The organism is Tsukamurella strandjordii, from assembly GCF_039525985.1.
GTDB lineage: Bacteria > Actinomycetota > Actinomycetes > Mycobacteriales > Mycobacteriaceae > Tsukamurella > Tsukamurella strandjordii.
In genome coordinates, this window is record NZ_BAAAII010000013.1 from 38,867 (window position 1) to 55,274 (window position 16,408).

General features: G+C 70.4%; 16 protein-coding genes and 1 pseudogene. 9 read left to right on the forward strand and 8 right to left on the reverse strand.

Going from position 1 to position 16,408, the window contains the following annotated elements; genetic code table 11:
• Positions 1-3: 3 nt before the first annotated feature.
• Both ABD108_RS20290 and ABD108_RS20295 read right to left on the reverse strand, forming a co-directional pair.
• A complete protein-coding gene (locus tag ABD108_RS20290) occupies positions 4-1,158 on the reverse strand; it encodes a DUF7373 family lipoprotein (protein WP_343931233.1) in 1,155 nt (384 codons plus the stop codon).
• Between the two features lie 94 nt (positions 1,159-1,252).
• Positions 1,253-2,416: a DUF7373 family lipoprotein gene (locus ABD108_RS20295; protein ID WP_343931234.1), complete on the reverse strand. Its 1,164-nt coding sequence runs from the start codon at positions 2,414-2,416 to the stop codon at positions 1,253-1,255.
• 121 nt (positions 2,417-2,537) lie between these two features.
• Here ABD108_RS20295 and ABD108_RS20300 point away from each other — a divergent pair, with 121 nt between their 5' ends.
• The 4 genes from ABD108_RS20300 (at position 2,538) to ABD108_RS20315 (ending at position 6,799) form a co-directional block, all read left to right on the forward strand.
• Positions 2,538-3,374 carry a TatD family hydrolase gene (locus ABD108_RS20300; protein WP_343931235.1) on the forward strand — a complete coding sequence of 279 codons (837 nt, stop codon included), beginning with the start codon at positions 2,538-2,540 and terminating at the stop codon, positions 3,372-3,374.
• Positions 3,375-3,435: 61 nt separating this feature from the next.
• Positions 3,436-4,941, forward strand: a complete 1,506-nt coding sequence (locus tag ABD108_RS20305; RefSeq protein WP_343931236.1) for a resuscitation-promoting factor — start codon at positions 3,436-3,438, stop codon at positions 4,939-4,941.
• Between the two features lie 15 nt (positions 4,942-4,956).
• A complete protein-coding gene (gene rsmA, locus ABD108_RS20310) occupies positions 4,957-5,874 on the forward strand; it encodes a 16S rRNA (adenine(1518)-N(6)/adenine(1519)-N(6))-dimethyltransferase RsmA (protein WP_305110961.1) in 918 nt (305 codons plus the stop codon).
• A gap of 10 nt (positions 5,875-5,884) precedes the next feature.
• Positions 5,885-6,799: a 4-(cytidine 5'-diphospho)-2-C-methyl-D-erythritol kinase gene (locus ABD108_RS20315; RefSeq protein ID WP_220658115.1), complete on the forward strand. Its 915-nt coding sequence runs from the start codon at positions 5,885-5,887 to the stop codon at positions 6,797-6,799.
• Positions 6,800-6,819: 20 nt separating this feature from the next.
• Here ABD108_RS20315 and ABD108_RS20320 read toward each other — a convergent pair whose 3' ends face one another.
• Positions 6,820-8,613: an ABC-F family ATP-binding cassette domain-containing protein gene (locus ABD108_RS20320; RefSeq protein WP_343931237.1), complete on the reverse strand. Its 1,794-nt coding sequence runs from the start codon at positions 8,611-8,613 to the stop codon at positions 6,820-6,822.
• Between the two features lie 73 nt (positions 8,614-8,686).
• Between ABD108_RS20320 and ABD108_RS20325 the strand changes: the two genes are divergently transcribed.
• Entirely contained in the window at positions 8,687-9,682 is a 996-nt protein-coding gene (locus tag ABD108_RS20325; protein WP_343931238.1) for an enoyl-CoA hydratase/isomerase family protein, read from the forward strand.
• Position 9,683: 1 nt separating this feature from the next.
• Here the strand turns inward: ABD108_RS20325 and ABD108_RS20330 are convergent, their stop codons facing one another.
• On the reverse strand, positions 9,684-10,121 hold the full coding sequence (locus tag ABD108_RS20330; RefSeq protein WP_220658118.1) for a MarR family winged helix-turn-helix transcriptional regulator: 438 nt from the start codon (positions 10,119-10,121) through the stop codon (positions 9,684-9,686).
• Positions 10,122-10,175: 54 nt separating this feature from the next.
• Here ABD108_RS20330 and ABD108_RS20335 point away from each other — a divergent pair, with 54 nt between their 5' ends.
• On the forward strand, positions 10,176-10,721 hold the full coding sequence (locus ABD108_RS20335; RefSeq protein WP_343931239.1) for a DUF6790 family protein: 546 nt from the start codon (positions 10,176-10,178) through the stop codon (positions 10,719-10,721).
• Positions 10,721-11,366: pseudogene (locus ABD108_RS20340) on the forward strand (LysE family translocator). Before ABD108_RS20335 ends, ABD108_RS20340 begins: the two are co-directional and overlap by 1 nt.
• An 87-nt stretch (positions 11,367-11,453) precedes the next feature.
• On the opposite strand, the gene ABD108_RS20345 reads toward ABD108_RS20340, so the two are convergent.
• Genes ABD108_RS20345 through ABD108_RS20360 form a run of 4 tightly spaced genes read right to left on the reverse strand, consistent with a single transcriptional unit; the run spans position 11,454 to position 14,802 of the window.
• A complete protein-coding gene (locus ABD108_RS20345) occupies positions 11,454-13,058 on the reverse strand; it encodes a peptide chain release factor 3 (RefSeq protein ID WP_343931240.1) in 1,605 nt (534 codons plus the stop codon).
• Between the two features lie 6 nt (positions 13,059-13,064).
• Positions 13,065-13,607: a GNAT family N-acetyltransferase gene (locus tag ABD108_RS20350; RefSeq protein ID WP_255585677.1), complete on the reverse strand. Its 543-nt coding sequence runs from the start codon at positions 13,605-13,607 to the stop codon at positions 13,065-13,067.
• Positions 13,604-14,188: an aminoacyl-tRNA hydrolase gene (gene pth, locus ABD108_RS20355; protein ID WP_343931241.1), complete on the reverse strand. Its 585-nt coding sequence runs from the start codon at positions 14,186-14,188 to the stop codon at positions 13,604-13,606. Before pth ends, ABD108_RS20350 begins: the two co-directional genes overlap by 4 nt.
• A gap of 5 nt (positions 14,189-14,193) precedes the next feature.
• Positions 14,194-14,802: a 50S ribosomal protein L25/general stress protein Ctc gene (locus ABD108_RS20360; protein ID WP_220658122.1), complete on the reverse strand. Its 609-nt coding sequence runs from the start codon at positions 14,800-14,802 to the stop codon at positions 14,194-14,196.
• Positions 14,803-15,069: 267 nt separating this feature from the next.
• Here ABD108_RS20360 and ABD108_RS20365 point away from each other — a divergent pair, with 267 nt between their 5' ends.
• Together ABD108_RS20365 and ABD108_RS20370 are read left to right on the forward strand one after the other, a co-directional pair.
• Complete coding sequence (locus ABD108_RS20365) at positions 15,070-15,513, forward strand: limonene-1,2-epoxide hydrolase family protein (RefSeq protein WP_220658123.1); 444 nt, start codon at positions 15,070-15,072, stop codon at positions 15,511-15,513.
• A gap of 67 nt (positions 15,514-15,580) precedes the next feature.
• A complete protein-coding gene (locus ABD108_RS20370; RefSeq protein ID WP_343931242.1) occupies positions 15,581-16,399 on the forward strand; it encodes an LLM class F420-dependent oxidoreductase in 819 nt (272 codons plus the stop codon).
• Positions 16,400-16,408: the final 9 nt, after the last annotated feature.

Below are 16,408 nucleotides of genomic sequence, written 5' to 3' on the forward strand. Positions count from 1 at the left end.
CGACTACTTCGTCGTCGCCAGGACGGAGAACTGGGCCGAGGCCTTCTGCTTCGCCACGGCCTCGTTGGCGTCGCTGACCGTGGACACGTAGCGACCCACCGGCACGAAGCACCAGAAGACCTTGGTCGTGGGCTGGTTCGTGCAGGTCACCGAGGGCAGCGCCGGGATGCCCGCGATCGGCTGGTCCCGCGCCGCGAGGGCCTTGACGAAATCGGTGGCGGCCTTCTCGCTCCGGGTGCGGTACACCACGTTGCTGGCCTGGCCCACGAGATCGACGCCGGCGTCCTTGTACGTGGCGGCCTTGCTGATGTCGGGAATCCGGTGCAGCAGCCCGTTCAGGTCGTAGTAGCCGATGCGCAGCTCCGGGTTCGGTTCGGTGCCGCTCAGGGGCAGTGTCCGGCTGAGGATGCCGTCCTCGTCCGAGGGCAGCGAGGGCACCTGCGACGACGGTGTGGGCTTGAATCCCTTCACCTTCGGCAGCTCGAGCTGGAAGGCCTTGTTGACGAAGGTCGCGCCCTCGTCGGTGGTCGGGCCGGTGCCGCTCACGTTGATCACGAAGGCGCCCTCGGCGAGGTAGCTGTCGACGGTGCCGGGCTTGAACTCGCTGGCCAGCACGTTCGGGGTGCTCGTGATCGGCACCTGCCGCTGCGCGGTGGTGGCGCGGCGGATCGCCTCGACGGCCTTGGTCGCGTCCTGCGGGGTGTCGAAGCGGTACAGGCCGATCCGGACGGCGACCGACGGTGCCTCCAGCTTGTCGCCGCGCGTGGTGGTCATGCCGACGCGCATGTTGTTGGAGGAGAAGGCCTTGTAGGTCGCGTCCGGCACGCGCTCGCTGAGCTGGGTGCCGCGCAGCACGGGGAACGAGCGCAGCCCGGCGCCGCCGATGATCAGGCGCGGGTCCACCTCGTTGGCCTGGATCAGCGCCTCGTCGCCCATCCGGTTGCCCTCGACCACCCAGGCGGTGTCGGTGGACGCGGGCGGCTGCGGCTTGGCGGTGGTGGGGTAGGTGCCCGTGTCGAGCCCGGCGGGCACCTTCACGGTCGCGGCGGCCGACGATGCGCTGGGCGCGGTGGTGGGCTGGCCGCTCACGGTGGTGCCGCATGCGGCGAGCAGAGCGGCGGTGCTCACGACCAGCACCGGCAGGACGGACTTCTTCATCTGATTGCTCCTCGAATCGGTGGCGCCGCGTCGGCCGTTGTGGATGGCGCGGGCGCTTGGTACCGGATTAAACAGGGTCGTCGGTGTGGAGGTGCTACTTCGTGGTCGCGAGCACGGTGAATTGCGCCGCGGCCTTCTGCTTGGCGGTCGCCTCCGTCCTGTCGCTCACGGTCGACAGGTAGCGGCCGACGGGGACGTAGCACCACGTGTAGTTCGTGGTGCGGTGCGTTCCGCAGGTCACCGAGGGCAGCTGCGGGATGCCGGAGATCTGCTGGTTCCGCCCGTTCAGCCCCGCGGCGAGCGCGGTCGCCGCGGCGGCGTCCCGGGTCCGGTAGACCACGTTGCCGCGCTGCCCGACCAGATCGATGCCGGCGTTGCGGTAGTCCGCGTCCTTGCTGATGTCGGCGATGCGGTGGAGCACGCCGTTCAGGCCGTAGTGCCCGACCAGGAGGAGCGGCGTGGATTCGGTGCCGTCGAGCGGCAGGGTCCGGCTCACGATCGCATCGACATCGGTGGGGAGTGTGGCGACCCGGTCGGTGGCGGTCGGCTGGAAGGCCTTCAGCTTCGGCAGCTCCGCCTGGTAGGCCTTGGCGACGACTGCGGCGCCCTCGTCGGTGGTGGGACCGGTGCCGCTGATGTTGATGACGAACGGTCCCTCGGTCCGGTACGTGTCCACAGTGCCCGGCTTGAACTCGCCGGCGAGCACGTTGTCGGTGCCGGTGATCGCGATCCGGGGCTGCGCGGTGGTGGCGCGCCGGACGTCCTCGAGTGCCTTGAGCGCGGTCTGCGGATCGTCGAACCGGTACAGGCCGATGCGGACGGCGACCGTCGGGGAGTCGAGCTTGTCGCCACGCGTGGTGGTCATGCCGACGCGCATCGAGTTCGCCGCGAAGGCGGTCGCGGTGGCGTCGGGCACCCGCTCCACGAGGTCGTTGCCGCTCAGCACGGGGTAGGAGCGCATGATCGCGCCGCCCATGATGAGGCGCGGATCCACCTCGTTGACCTGGATCAGCGCGTCGTCGCCCATGCGATTGCCCTCGACCACCCAGGCGGCCTCGGCCGTGGGCGCCGGAAGCGGTTGTGCGGTGATGGGGAAGGTGCCCGTGTCCAGACCGGCGGGGACGATGACGGGCGCCTCGGAGGTCGAGGTGCCGGTCGAGCTCGGCGCGGTGGTGGGCTGGCCGGTCACAGTGGTGCCGCAGGCGGCCAGCAGGGCCGCGCTCGCCACGATCAGCGACGGCAGGATGGACCTCTTCATGTGACTTGCTCCTCGGTTCGGTTGCGCCGAGTCGACCAGGTGCTGCTTCGACGGCGCTTAAGGCCGGATTAAACATGGTCCCCGTGCGGGCCGTGGACGGAGTACGGGAACAATGGGGGACATGGGGAAGAAGAAGCCGCCGCCTCCGCTGCCCGCGCCGCTGGGCGGCCTGGTCGACGCCCACACCCATCTCGACGGCTGCCGGGCCCGCACTCCGGAGGACGTGCGCGCGCTCGTGGACCGCGCCGCCTCGGTGGGCGTGGAGCGGGTGGTCACGGTCGCCTGCGATCTGGAGCAGGCGCGCTACGTGATCGAGGCCTCGCGGTGGGACGACCGCGTGTACGCCGCCGTGGCCCTGCACCCGACGGACGCCCACCAACTGGAACTCGGCGGTGCGCCGGAGGAGTTGGAGCGGCTCGCGGCCGATCCGCGCTGCGTCGCGATCGGCGAGACCGGGCTCGATTGGTACTGGCTCGACAAGCGCGAGGATGTGGCCACCCCGGAGCAGCAGCACCGGGCCTTCGGCTGGCACATCGACCTGGCGAAACGGCTGGACAAGCCGCTGATGATCCACAACCGCGAGGCCGACGCCGACATCCTGGCCGACCTGGAGCGCTTCGGCGCCCCCGAGACGGTGATCTTCCACTGCTTCTCCGGCGATGCGGAGATGGCGCGCGAGTGCGTCGACCGCGGCTACGTGCTGAGCTTCTCCGGCACCGTCACCTTCTCGAACGCCGCCGAACTGCAGGAGGCCGCGCGTCTGGTGCCCGACGATCAGTTCCTCGTCGAGACCGATGCCCCGTACCTCACCCCGCACCCGTTCCGCGGCACCCCGAACGAGTCCTACTGCATCCCGTACACCGCGCGCTTCCTCGCGGAGCTGCGCGGGACGACGCCGGAGCGGATCGCGGCTTGTACCACTGCAACGGCGAAGCGTGTCTTCGGGCCACGCTTCTGACCTGCGAATATGTTCGGAAACTGGCACGTCGCCCGGTTCTCCGTTACCGTACCGTGATGTAATGGCGACCGAAACGTCGCCACTTGATCACTCGCAGTCCACCACCCGGGAAGTCACAGTGCCTGAGCTCGACGCAGACAACACCACAACGGCGGATCAGCGAGACAGCGCCCAGTCGCGCCCCGAGGTCCTCCCGCAGACCGGTCAGCGGACCGCCGAATTCGATGTCGCCCGCGTGCAGTCGCGGATGGCCGGCATCGACGGCACCACGGTCGACCTGGAGGTCGACCAGGAGATCATGGACCTCGAGTCCGAGGTCTACGGCGACGACGGGGCCCCCGAGGCCGTCGACGTCCCCGTCGAGACGGCTGCTCCCGTCGCGGAGGCCGCTGCGGCCGACGAGACCCCCGAGACCGAGGCGGCACCGTCGAAGTCGCGCCTCGCCGCCGCGGCGACGCGCCTGGAGAACGGCCCCGTCCGCGCCCTGACCGGCGCGATGCTCATCGCCGTCATGGCGGGCGGCGGCACCGCCGCGGCCATGTACACCGAGGTCACCGTCAACGTCGACGGTCAGCCGCGCGAGGTCTCCACGATGAGCCGCTCGGTGAAGTCGATCCTCAACTCTGCGGGTATCGCCGCGGGTGCCGACGACAAGGTCGTCCCGGCCCTGAACCAGACCGTCTCGCCCGACCAGCCGATCACCGTGCAGCACGCCCGTGACATCGCGGTCGACGTCAACGGCTCCGTGCGCACCGTGAAGACCACCGACCTGTCGATGGGCGCCGCCCTCGCCGCGGCCGGGCTGGGCGATCCGAAGAACTTCGTCTCCGTGCCCGCCGATGCGCCCGTCCCGCTCGACGGTGCGGCCGTCTCCGTGGTCACCCCGGTCGCGCTCACCGTGTCCGACAGCGGCACGACGGTGGGCGCCAACGCCGCGGGCCGCACCGTGGGCGAGTACCTCGCGAAGATGGGCGCGCCGCTGATCCAGCAGGATTCGGTGACGCCCGCCGCGTCCGCCCCGATCCGCCCGGGCATGACCATCAGTGTGGTCCGCAACCGCATCACCACGGTTTCCGTCACCGAGCCCTACACCGCGCCGCCGAAGAAGGTCGACGATCCGAAGCTGATCAACGGCAAGACCGAGATCAAGGATCCGGGCAAGCTCGGCAAGCAGGACGTGCAGTACCGCGAGCACGTGGTGAACGGCAAGGTCGTCTCCCGCGAGAAGCTCTCCGCCACGGTCACCGATCCGGGCGTTCCCGGCGTCACCGCCGTCGGCACCGCCCCGGGCGCGCCCTTCGTGCCGGCGGGTTCGGTGTGGGACAAGCTGGTGCAGTGCGAGGCCACCGGCAACTGGGCCATCAACACCGGCAACGGCTTCTACGGCGGCGTGCAGTTCGACTACGGCACCTGGCTGCGCCACGGCGGCGGCAAGTACGCCCCCACCGCCGACAAGGCCACCCGCGAGGAGCAGATCGACATCGCCCGCAAGACGCTCAAGGCGCAGGGCTGGGGTGCCTGGCCGTCCTGCTCGTCGAAGCTCGGACTGTCCGGCAACTCGGAGTAAGTAGACTCAGCCGTTGTGACCGGCGCCGAATTCAAGAATCAGGCTCGACTGCTCGGCCCCGCGGAGATCCGCGCGCTGGCCGGGCAGTTGTCCGTTCGGCCCACCAAGCAGCTCGGGCAGAACTTCGTCCACGACCCGAACACGGTCCGCAAGATCGTGACGGCCGCGGGCGTCCGGCCCGACGATGTGGCCCTCGAGGTGGGGCCGGGGCTCGGATCGCTCACCCTGGCGCTGCTCGACGCCGCCGCCTCGGTGACCGCGGTGGAGATCGATCCCGTTCTGGCGCAGCAGCTTCCGCAGACGGTCGCCGATCGCGCTCCGGATCTGGCGGGCAACCTCACCGTGATCGGCGAGGACGCGCTCAAGGTGACGGGCGAGCAGGTGGCTTCCGCAGGCGCCCCGACGGTGCTCGTGGCGAACCTCCCGTACAACGTGGCGGTGCCCGTCCTGCTGCACCTGCTCGCCGAGGTGCCGACGCTGCGCACCGTGCTCGTCATGGTGCAGTTGGAGGTGGCCGATCGGTTGGCCGCCGGACCGGGCTCCCGGGTGTACGGCGTCCCGTCGGTCAAGGCGGCCTACTACGGTGATGTCCGCAAGGCCGGCACCGTGGGGCGCGCCGTCTTCTGGCCGGAGCCGAACGTGGAGTCGGGGCTGGTGCGGATCGACCTGCGCGCGCCCGAGGAGCGGCCCGATGTGCCCCGCGCCGACCTGTGGGCGGCCATCGACGCCGCGTTCGCCCAGCGCAGAAAGACGCTGCGCGCCGCACTCGGCGGCTGGGCGGGTTCCCCGGTGCTGGCCGAGGAGGCGCTGGTCGCGGCCGGTATCGATCCGCGGGAGCGGGGCGAGAAGCTCACGGTGGAGCAGTTCGCCGCGATCGCCCGCGCCAAGGTCGAGCGGCCCGCCGCGGACGCCGATACCGCCCCGGCACCGTAGTCTGGACCGCGTGCTTTCCGTGGTTCCCCCGTCGCTCACCGTGCGCGCACCCGCGAAGGTGAACCTGCACCTCGGCGTCGGCGATGTGCGCCCCGACGGCTATCACGAGTTGCAGACCGTCTTCCAGGCGTTGTCGCTGCACGACGAGGTCACGCTCAGCCGCGCCGAGGAGCTGTCCCTGCACGTCTCCGGGGAGGGCGCGCAGGACGTGCCCACCGATCCCACCAACCTCGCCGCGCGGGCCGTGGTGGCGCTCGCGGAGCGGTACGGCCTCGATCCCGCGCTGCGGATCGCCATCGCCAAGGGCATCCCGGTGGCCGGCGGGATGGCCGGCGGATCCGCGGATGCGGCCGCCGCGCTGCTGGGCGCCGCGACGCTGTGGCACCTGGACCTGTCCCGGCCGGAGCTCGACGAGATCGCCGCGACCCTCGGCTCCGATGTGCCGTTCTCGCTGCACGGCGGCACCGCGCTCGGTACCGGCCGCGGTGAGCAGTTGATCCCCGCGCTCTCGCGCGGCGAGTTCCACTGGACGCTGGCGCTGGCCCGCGAGGGGCTGAGCACCCCGGCCGTCTACCGCGAGCTGGACCGGCTGCGCGAGGTGGGCGATCCGCCGCGCGCGGGCAGCCCCGACGATCTGCTCGCCGCCGTCGCCTCGGGCGATCCGAATCGCCTTGCGCCGCTGCTCGCCAACGATCTGCAGGCCGCGGCGCTGTCGCTGCAGCCGGGTCTGCGGCGCACGCTGCGGGCGGGCATGGAGGCGGGCGCCCTGGCGGGCATCGTCTCCGGCAGTGGTCCCACCTGTGCCTTCCTGTGCATCGACGCCGACTCGGCCGTCGAGGTGGGCTCGGAGCTCGCCGGTGCGGGCGTGTGTCGGACGGTGCGCGTGGCCTCCGGCCCGGTGGCCGGCGCCGAGGTGCTCCGCTAGATCAGCCTCCGCTGGACCGGCTAGGAGTCGAGCGCCTCGGTGAGCTCGAACCAGCGGGTCTCCTGATCGGCGAGCTCGTCTTCCAGTGCGGAGATCTTCTTCATCTCGTCGGCGAGGCCGGCGTAATCGCCCTGATCGTGGTCGGCGAGCGCGATCTTGGCCTTGTCGATCTGCTCGGTGAGCTTGGCCATCCGCCGCTCGACGGCGGTGACCTCCTTCTGAGCGGCCCGCAGTTCGGCGCCGCTGAGCCCGGGCGTGGACGCCGCGGGTGCGGCGGCCGCGGCCGCGGTGGTGTTCTGCTGGGCGCGGCGCAGCGCGAGGTACTCGTCCACGCCGCCCGGCAGGTGCCGCAGGCGGCGGTCGAGGATGGCGTACTGCTGGTCGGTGACGCGTTCGAGGAAGTACCGGTCGTGGCTCACCACGATCAGCGTGCCGGGCCAGGAATCGAGGAGGTCCTCCATCGCGGCCAGCATGTCGGTGTCGAGGTCGTTGGTGGGCTCGTCGAGGATCAGCACGTTCGGCTGATCCAGCAGGATGAGCAGCAGCTGCAGCCGCCGCTTCTGGCCGCCGGAGAGGTCCTTGACCGGGGTCGAGAGCTGCTCGGAGGCGAAGCCGAGGCGCTCCAGCAACTGCGAGGGCGTGAGGTCCTGCGCCTTGGAGCCGCTGCCCACGGTGAAGCTCACGGCCAGATCGGCGAGCACCACGCGGACCGGATCGTCCTGGTGCTCCTCCAGCTCGTCGAGCCGCTGGGTGAGCGTGACCACCTTGACGGTCTTGCCGCGCTTGACCGTGCCGGAGGTGGGGGAGACGGCACCGTCGACCAGCCCGAGGAGGGTCGACTTGCCGGCGCCGTTCACGCCGAGGATGCCGGTGCGCTCGCCGGGCGCGATGCGCCATTCGATGTCGCTGAGCACCTGCTTGTCGCCGTAGCTGACGGAGACGTCGAGGATGTCGACCACGTCCTTGCCGAGCCGGGACACCGCGAGCGAGGCCAGCTCGGTCTTGTTGCGGATCTCGGGGACGTCGGAGATCAGCGCGTTCGCCGCGTCGATCCGGAACTTCGGCTTGCTGGTGCGCGCGGGGGCGCCGCGGCGCAGCCAGGCGAGCTCCTTGCGGGCCAGGTTCTGCCGCTTCTGCTCGATGGTCGCGGCCTGCCGGTCGCGTTCCACGCGCTGCAGGATGTACGCGGCGTAGCCGCCCTCGAAGGGCTCGACGATGCGGTCGTGCACCTCCCAGGTGGCGGTGCACACCTCGTCGAGGATCCACCGGTCGTGGGTCACCATGAGCAGGCCGCCCTGGCCGGCGGGCCAGCGGGTCTTGAGGTGGCCGGCGAGCCATTCGATCGCCTCGACGTCGAGGTGGTTGGTCGGCTCGTCGAGGGCGAGCACGTCGTGGTCGCCCGCGAGCAGCTGGGCGAGCTGTACGCGCCGCCGCTGGCCGCCGGAGAGGGAGCCGAGGGTCGCGTCCCAGGGCAGGTCGGCGAGGAGCCCGGCGATGATGTCGCGCACCTTGGGGTTGCCCGCCCACTCGTGTTCGGGCGTCTCGCCCACCACGGAATGCCCGACGGTGTCGGTGTCGTCGAACAGGTCGGTCTGGGTGAGCACGCCCACGCGGACGCCGCCGCGCCGGGTGACGCGGCCCGAGTCGGGTTCGCGGGTGCCGGCCAGCATGCCGAGCAGGCTGGACTTGCCGTCGCCGTTGCGGCCGACGATGCCGATCCGGTCTCCCTCGTTCACACCGAGGGAGACGGAATCGAAGACCACTTTGGTCGGGTACTCGAGGTGGAGCGCATCCGCGCCCAGAAGATTCGCCATCGCGGTTCCAGATTACGCGGGCGCCTGTCAGACTGAACTAGTTGGATATGCGACTAATTCTGAGAGGCGTGCAGTGACCGACATCGTCACCTCCGTGTCCGGGGGCACCGGGCACATCGAACTGAACCGGCCGAAGGCGCTCAACGCGCTCACCATGGACATGGTGCACGCGATCGATGCGGCCCTGCAGGCCTGGGAGTCCGACGATGCGGTGACCCGCGTCCTGCTGACCTCCGCCTCGCCGAAGGCCTACTGCGCGGGCGGCGATATCCGGGCCATCCGCGATCAGGTGGTGGCGGGGGAGGACTTCACCCCGTTCTTCCGCGACGAGTACGAGATGAATCTGCGGCTCGCGGAATTCCCCAAGCCGGTGATCGCGCTGATCGACGGTGTGAACATGGGTGGCGGCGTGGGTGTTTCGATCCACGGATCGCACCGCGTGGTCTCCGAGAAGGCACTCATCGCGATGCCCGAGGTGGCGATCGGCTTCCTTCCCGATGTGGGCGCCACCTACATCCTCGGCCGCCTGCCGGAGGGCGTCGGCGAGCTGATGGGCATGACCGCCGCCCGGATCGGCGCGGGCGATGCACTGGCCGTCGGGCTCGCCACCCACTTCGTGCCGTCCGAGAACATGGGCGAGCTCAAGGACACGCTGCTGGAGGGCGGCGACCTCGACGAGTCGCTCGCCCGGTTCGGCGGTACCGCCCCGGCGGCCTCGCTGCCGCTCGATCAGGTGGCCGCGGTGTTCGGGCTCGGTTCGGCGCCGGAGATCCTCGCGGCCGTCGGGCAGGCCGACGGTGACTGGGCCGCGACCGCCCGCGAGCAGCTCGCCACGGCGTGCCCCACCTCGGTGTTCGTGACCTTCTCGCTGGTCCGCAAGGCCGCCGAGCGCACGCTGCCGCAGTGTCTCGCCGAGGAGGCGGTGGTGGGCGCCAAGCTGATCCGCCGCCCCGATTTCGTGGAGGGCATCCGCGCGGTGCTGGTGGACAAGACGCGCGATCCGAAGTTCTCCCCGGCCACCTTCGACGAGATCGATCCGCAGGAGATCACCGAGCTCGTCGGCGGCTGAGTCAGCCGCGACCGGCCGCGGTCGCCAGGATGTCGCGCAGTACCTTGCTGTCCTGCAGGTACTGCTCGTACGGGAAACCGCGGTCGGTGAGCGCCTTTTCGAGTTGTGCCGCGTAGTCGGTGCTGGAGGCGTGGAACCGCTCGGCGCCCTCCGGGGTGAGCCGCACCAGGCGCCGGCGGGCGTGGTCGGGGTCGACCTCCACGCTCACCAGGCCGTCCGCGGCGAGCGTGGAGAGCATCCGGCTGACGGCGGCGTCGGAGACCAGCATCGCCTGCGCCAGTTCGTGTTGCGTGGCGGGCTGCACCTCCTCCAGTGTGCCCAGCAGCCGCATCCGGCTGTAGCTCAGCGCACCCGGCTCGCCGTACTCGCGGGTGACGATCCCGAGCAGCATGGTGATGTGGTTCAGGACGTCGCCGAGGCCCTCGTTCGCTTCGCTCATGCACGGAGAATATCAGTCTTGATACGTTAATGTTAACAGATTTACATTCAAGTCATGAGTGATGCATACGAATTCACGGTCCAGTCCGCTGCGCCCCTGTTCCTCCCGCTCCTCGCGGTGATCGGGGCCTCGATCGGCTCGGTGCGCCACCGCGACCGGGCGCTGGAGATCTGGCAACGCTGGTGGCTGGTGGTGGCCGCGGCGGGCGGCTCGGTGTGGGTGGGGCTGAGCTTCCTGTTCGCGGGTGATGTCATGGCCGAGGCGATCGGCTTCCCCGCCGGCAACCCCTTCCAGTTCGAGATCGCCTTCGCCAATGTCGGTTTCGCCTTCCTCGCGGTGATCGCGGCGTACCGACGGCCGGAACTGCGGCTCGCCCTCGGCCTCGGGTACGGGATCTTCCTGTGGGGCGCCGCCTACGGGCACGTCTTCCAGTGGTTCGCGCACGGCGATCATCAGCCCGGCAACACCGGCGGCATCCTCGTCTTCGACATCGGGGTGCCCCTGCTGATCGTGATCCTGGCGCTGGTGGCCCGGCAGGGCCAGTCACACCCGACTGGCTATGTACTGCGTCGACGGGTCCCTCGAGGATGGGTCGCATGATCCTTTCGTGGGCCGCGATCGCGGGAATCACGGTGACCGCACTGGCGATGGTGCTCACCCCCGGGCCGAACATGATGTACCCTGGTCTCGCGCAGCATCGGTCAGGGCCGCGTCGCGGGGCTGATCTCGCTGGGCGGCACCGCCGTCGGCTTCCTGGTGTACCTGACGCTGGCGAATCTGGGGCTCGCGGTGGTCTTCGTCGCGGTGCCCTGGCTGTTCCTGGGCTTCAAGGCGGTCGGCGCCGCCTATCTCGGGTATCTGGCATGGCAGGCGCTGCGGCCCGGCGGACGAGGGCTGTTCGATACCGCTGAGCTGCCCCGCGATCCGGGCTGGAAGCTGTTCCGCATGGGGCTGCTCACCAATCTGCTCAACCCCAAGGCGGCCATCATGTACCTCGCGCTGATCCCGCAGTTCATCGATCCCGCCCGCGGTCACACGGCGGCGCAGGGCTTCCTGCTCGGAGGCATTCAGATCGCAGTATCGGTGGCCGTGAACGCCGCGATCGTGGTGGCCGCGGGAGCGGTCGCGGGGTTGATCCTGCGGCGTCCGGCGTGGGCGGTGTGGCAGCGCCGGATCACCGGAACGCTGTTGGGCGCAGTGGCTCTCATGCTCGCCCGCGAGGTCCCGCAGCGCGCCCGCGTCTGAAACCGGGCGAAAATCAGGTCGGGGCGTGTCATGTCGATCGTGATCGGTCTGCCCGCCGGTTTCCGAATCGGTCCCCTGGCGCCGGACTCAATCCGCCGCGGCCACCAGGGGCTCCAGCGTGAGGTCGGGGTGCTCCTTCTCGATGTACTGCAGCCGCCACTTGTCCGAGAACAGGGCCAGCAGGGCGCCGTCGGTGCGCTCGAAGACCTCCACGCCGCGCTGCCGGTTGAGCTCGTCGGCACTGGCGGCATCGGTGCGCCGGGCCACGCTGTACCCGAGGTGCTCCACCTGCACGTCCACGTTGAACTCGGTCTTCATCCGCGCGACCACCACCTCGAACTGCATGGGGCCCACGGCGGCCATCACGGGCGAGGCGTCGCCGCGGACATCGTTGCGCAGCAACTGCACCACGCCCTCGGTGCCCAGCTGCTCGATGCCCTTGCGGAACTGCTTGTACTTGCCGGCGGAGTCGGCGCGCACCACGGCGAAGTGTTCGGGGGCGAACGACGGGATGGGCGGGAACTGCACCTTGGCACCGTCGTACAGGGTGTCGCCGGGGGCGAGCGCGTTGGCGTTCACCAGGCCCACCACGTCGCCGGGGTACGCCGTCTCGACCGTCTCACGGTCGCGGCCCACCACCGTCATCGCGTACTTGGTCGCGAAGGGCTTGCCGGTCTGCGCGTGCTGGACCACCATGCCCCGCTCGAACTCGCCGGAGACGATCCGCATGAACGCCAGGCGATCCCGGTGCGCGGCATCCATGCCCGCCTGCACCTTGAAGACCACGGCGCTGAACGGGTCGGTCACCTCGCGCTCGGAGTCGTCGATCGCGGCCCGCGAGTGCGGCGCCGGAGCCAGCTCCACGAGCGCCTCCAGCAGCTGCCGCACACCGAAGTTCAGGATGGCCGAGGTGAAGATCACGGGCGAGGTCTGGCCGGCCAGGAACATCTCCTGGTCGTGGCCCTGCCCCATCTCGGTCATGAGCTCGGTCTCCTCGACCGCCTCGGTCCACACGTCGCCCTCGCGATCCAGTGCGGCATCGGTCGAAAGATGCTCCTCCGGAGCGATCTTCGCGCCGCCGGCGGTGCGGGTGAAGTGCACGTACTCGTCCTTGCGCACGTCGCGCAGGCCGCGGAAATCGCCCGCGATGCCCACGGGCCAGAACAGGGGAGTGGGCGTCAGGCCGATGCGCTCGGAGATCTCGTCGAGCAGCTCCAGCGGCGTGCGGCCCGGCCGGTCCCACTTGTTGATCACCGTGATCACCGGGATGCCGCGATGGCGGCACACCTGGAACAGCTTGAGCGTCTGCGGCTCCAGGCCCTTCGCGGCGTCGATCAGCATGACCGCCGCGTCGACCGCGGTCAGCACGCGGTAGGTGTCCTCGGAGAAGTCGGCGTGGCCGGGGGTGTCCACCAGGTTGATCACCGTGGGCTCGTCGCCCTCGGCCGCGCCCGAGGGCGTGTAATTGAACTGCAGCGCCGTGGAGCTCACCGAGATGCCGCGGGCCTTCTCCATCTCCATCCAGTCGGACACGGTGGACTTGCGGCCCGCCTTGCCGTGGATGGCGCCGGCCTCGTTGATCACCCGGGCGTGCAGTGCCAGCGCCTCCGTCATCGTCGACTTACCCGCGTCGGGGTGGCTGATGATGGCGAACGTGCGGCGGCGGGCGACCTCGTCGGCAATGGAACTCACGAAGAGTCAGTCTACCCGTTCGCGCAGGTAGACCACGTGGTCGGGCGGGTCGATCGGATTCTCGGCCGGGATGTCGGTGTGGCCGACGAGGGTGAATCCGGCGCGTTCGAGGGCCCGCCAGGACCGCCGGTTGCCGGCGGCCACCGCGACCACCACGCGCGCACCGTCGAGCTGCTCGAAGATCTCCGCGCACATGGCCCGGATCATCGCGGTGCCCAGGCCGCGCCCCGTGGCGTAGTGCAGGCCCACGAGGTAGTCGATGCCGTAGTCGCGCGGCCCCAGGTCCACCAGCCGCCCGACCGCGGCGGTCTCGTCCTCGTCGGGGTAGTCCACCCAGCGTTGCCGCTGGATCAGGCCCACGGGCGCACCGGCGTCGTCGATCGCGAGGAAGTCCGTGCTGGGCTCGGCACCGTCGACCGACGGACCGAAGTCCCGCTCGATCGCCTCGGGCGAGGTCTCGTGGTTCCACCAGCGCCGGTTGTGCGGCTCGGACAGCCACACCGCGAGCAGGCCGAAATCGTCCCGCGTCACGCGTCGGAACGTGATCACCAGGCGTGCACGGTGTTCTGCGCGGACTCCAGGTCGAGATCGCGGGAGATCAGCAGCTCCACCGCGTCCGCGGCGTTGGTGACCAGCAGCGGGACCTCCTTGCGCTCGGCGGAGGAGAAGGGCTTGAGGACGTAATCCGCGGGGTCCTGGCGACCGGGCGGACGCCCGATCCCGGCGCGCACGCGCAGGTAGTCCTTGGTGCCCAGGTGCTGGGTCAGCGAGCGCAGGCCGTTGTGGCCGCCCTCGCCGCCGCCGCGCTTGAGCCGCACCAGACCGAAGTCGATGTCCAGCTCGTCGTGCACGGCGATCACATCGGTGGGTTCCACCGAGTAGAACCGGGCCAGCGTGGAGACGGGCTGCCCGGAGAGGTTCATGAAGGATTGCGGTTTCGCGAGGTACACCTGGCGGCCCGCGAGCCGCGCGCCCGCGACCTCCGCCCCCGACTTCTTGTGTCGGGAGAAGGAGGTGCGGGCGCGCGCTGCGAGCTCGTCCACCACGTCGAAACCGATGTTGTGGCGGGTCCCGGCGTACTTCTCGCCGGGGTTACCCAGCCCCACGACGATCAGCGGCCGGTCGGTCACAGCAGTTACTCGGCAGCCTCGGCGGCGGCCTCGTCGCCCTCGGCGGCGTCGTCGCCCTCGGTCTCGGCGGCGGCGATCTCGGTGATGTTGACGATCAGCGCCTCGGGATCGGTGATCACGGTGACGCCGGCCGGGACCTCGAGCTGGCCCGCGGCGATCTGGGTGCCGACCTCGAGGCCCTGCACGTTGACCACGATGTTCTCGGGGATGCTCAGCGCATCGGCCTCGATCTCGACCTCGTTGAGGTCCTGCGCCACCTGGGTGCCGCCGGCCGGGTCGCCCTCGACGATGACGGGCACCGACACGGTGACCTTCTCGCCCTTCTTGATCACCAGGAGGTCGGTGTGCTCGATGTAGTTGCGCAGCGGGTGCACGACGACCTGCTTGGTCAGCGCGAGCTGCTCCTTGCCGTCGATGTCCAGGCTCAGCACGGCGTTGGTGCCGTCCTTACGCAGGATGGCGGCGAAGTCGCGAGCCACCACGGTGAGGTGCTGGGGGTCGGTGCCGTGGCCGTAGAGGACCACGGGGACGAGGCCGTCGCGACGGGTGCGGCGGGCGGCGCCCTTGCCGAACTCGGTGCGGACGGAAGCGGTGAGCTTGTTGGCGTTAGACATGATGCTCCAAATGTGCGGTGCGGCCTCGGCGATCCGAGGCGGCCCGCTCTCGCACGCACCGGGGGAGCCCGCGGGGTGGAGCGCAAGTTCGCGTCGATCACGGCGGCCGGAGCCGCCCTCGCCGAGAAGGTCGTCGCTCAGCTTACCGAATCCGCCGGTTGTCAGTGAAATCGAACCGGTCGGGCGAGCGCGGCGACGGGGAATGTTTTCGCCAACGCGTCATGTCCAGTTCGCCCCGTTGCCACGCCGCGCCCGGACCATGGTCTGGTGAACAACTCCCCGCTGTGGTCGCCGCAGGACGTCGCCGAGCGCTTCGTCGAGGCGCTGGGCAGCGGCGATTACGAGATCGCCGAACACCTGCTGGCGAAGGACGTGGTGTACACCCGCACCTCGTGGCGCACGCTGCGCGGCCGGCGCGCGGTGTCCCGCAACTTCCGGCGCCACGAGCACTCCCGGGTGCAGCTGCGGTCGGTGCTGCTCTCGGCCACGGCCGCCGACGGGGTGGCCCTCACCGAGCGGGTGACCTCGCTGGTGTACGGGCCGCTGCGCCTGCAGTTCTGGGTGTGCTCGCGGTTCGACGTGCAGGACGGCCGGATCGTCGCCTGGCGCGACTACTTCGACTTCCTGGACATCGCGAAGGCCGCGGCACGGGCCGTGGCGGGCGCGGTCTACGCCCCGGCCCGCCCGGAGCTGCCGCGCGCCGTGGTGTGACGGGGAAGGTTTTCGTGCAGCGCGGGTCCAGGGGAAGCAGCGCGCCGGCCGCGGCGTTGCACCGGGCATGACGAATCTGGGCAGTCTCGGAATCTGGCGCGCGTCCACGCAGGTCGACGGTGCCTTCGCGGCGAAGGCGGAGGGGCTCGGTTACGGCGCGGTCTGGCTGGGCGGCTCCCCGGGCGGCGAGCTCGCGATCGCCGACGAGCTGCTCGAGGCCACCGAGACGCTGCAGGTGGCCACCGGAATCCTCAACATCTGGCAGGACACCCCCGCTTCGGCGGCGAAGGCCTTCCACCGGATCGAGCAGGCCCACCCGGGCCGGTTCCTGCTCGGGATCGGTGCCGGGCACCGTGAGGCGACCGCCGAGTACCGCTCGCCCTACCAGGCACTCGTCGACTATCTGGACGCACTCGCGGCCGAGGGCGTCCCGTCCGACCGGATCGTGCTCGCCGCGTTGGGGCCGAAGGTCCTCAGGCTCGCCGCCGATCGGACCGCCGGTGCGCATCCGTACCTGACGACGCCGGAGCACACCCGGCGGGCGCGGGAGATCCTCGGCGCCGGTCCGTTGCTCGCGCCCGAGCAGAAGGTGGTGCTCGATGCGGACGACACCCGGGGCCGGGAGACCGGACGGAAGACCGTGAAGTTCTACCTCGGCCTGCGGAACTACGTGGCCAATCTGCAGCGTCTCGGCTACGAGGACGCCGACGTGGCATCTCCGGGAAGTGACCGCTTGATCGACGCCCTCGCCGTGCACGGCGACGGCGATGTGGTCGCGGCCGGGGTGCGGGCGCATCTCGACGCGGGTGCCGACCACGTGGTGGTGCAGGCACTCGGCGAGGCCCCGTGGCCCGCTCTGGAGGCGATCGCGCAGCGCCTGCTCTGAGCGTGCGGC

Coding starts and splice junctions, on each gene's coding strand:
- ABD108_RS20290 (WP_343931233.1), bottom strand. CDS start 1,158: ATGAAGAAGTCCGTCCTGCCGGTGCTGGTCGTGAGCACCGCCGCTCTG.
- ABD108_RS20295 (WP_343931234.1), bottom strand. CDS start 2,416: ATGAAGAGGTCCATCCTGCCGTCGCTGATCGTGGCGAGCGCGGCCCTG.
- ABD108_RS20300 (WP_343931235.1), top strand. CDS start 2,538: ATGGGGAAGAAGAAGCCGCCGCCTCCGCTGCCCGCGCCGCTGGGCGGC.
- ABD108_RS20305 (WP_343931236.1), top strand. CDS start 3,436: ATGGCGACCGAAACGTCGCCACTTGATCACTCGCAGTCCACCACCCGG.
- ABD108_RS20320 (WP_343931237.1), bottom strand. CDS start 8,613: ATGGCGAATCTTCTGGGCGCGGATGCGCTCCACCTCGAGTACCCGACC.
- ABD108_RS20330 (WP_220658118.1), bottom strand. CDS start 10,121: ATGAGCGAAGCGAACGAGGGCCTCGGCGACGTCCTGAACCACATCACC.
- ABD108_RS20335 (WP_343931239.1), top strand. CDS start 10,176: ATGAGTGATGCATACGAATTCACGGTCCAGTCCGCTGCGCCCCTGTTC.
- ABD108_RS20360 (WP_220658122.1), bottom strand. CDS start 14,802: ATGTCTAACGCCAACAAGCTCACCGCTTCCGTCCGCACCGAGTTCGGC.
- ABD108_RS20370 (WP_343931242.1), top strand. CDS start 15,581: ATGACGAATCTGGGCAGTCTCGGAATCTGGCGCGCGTCCACGCAGGTC.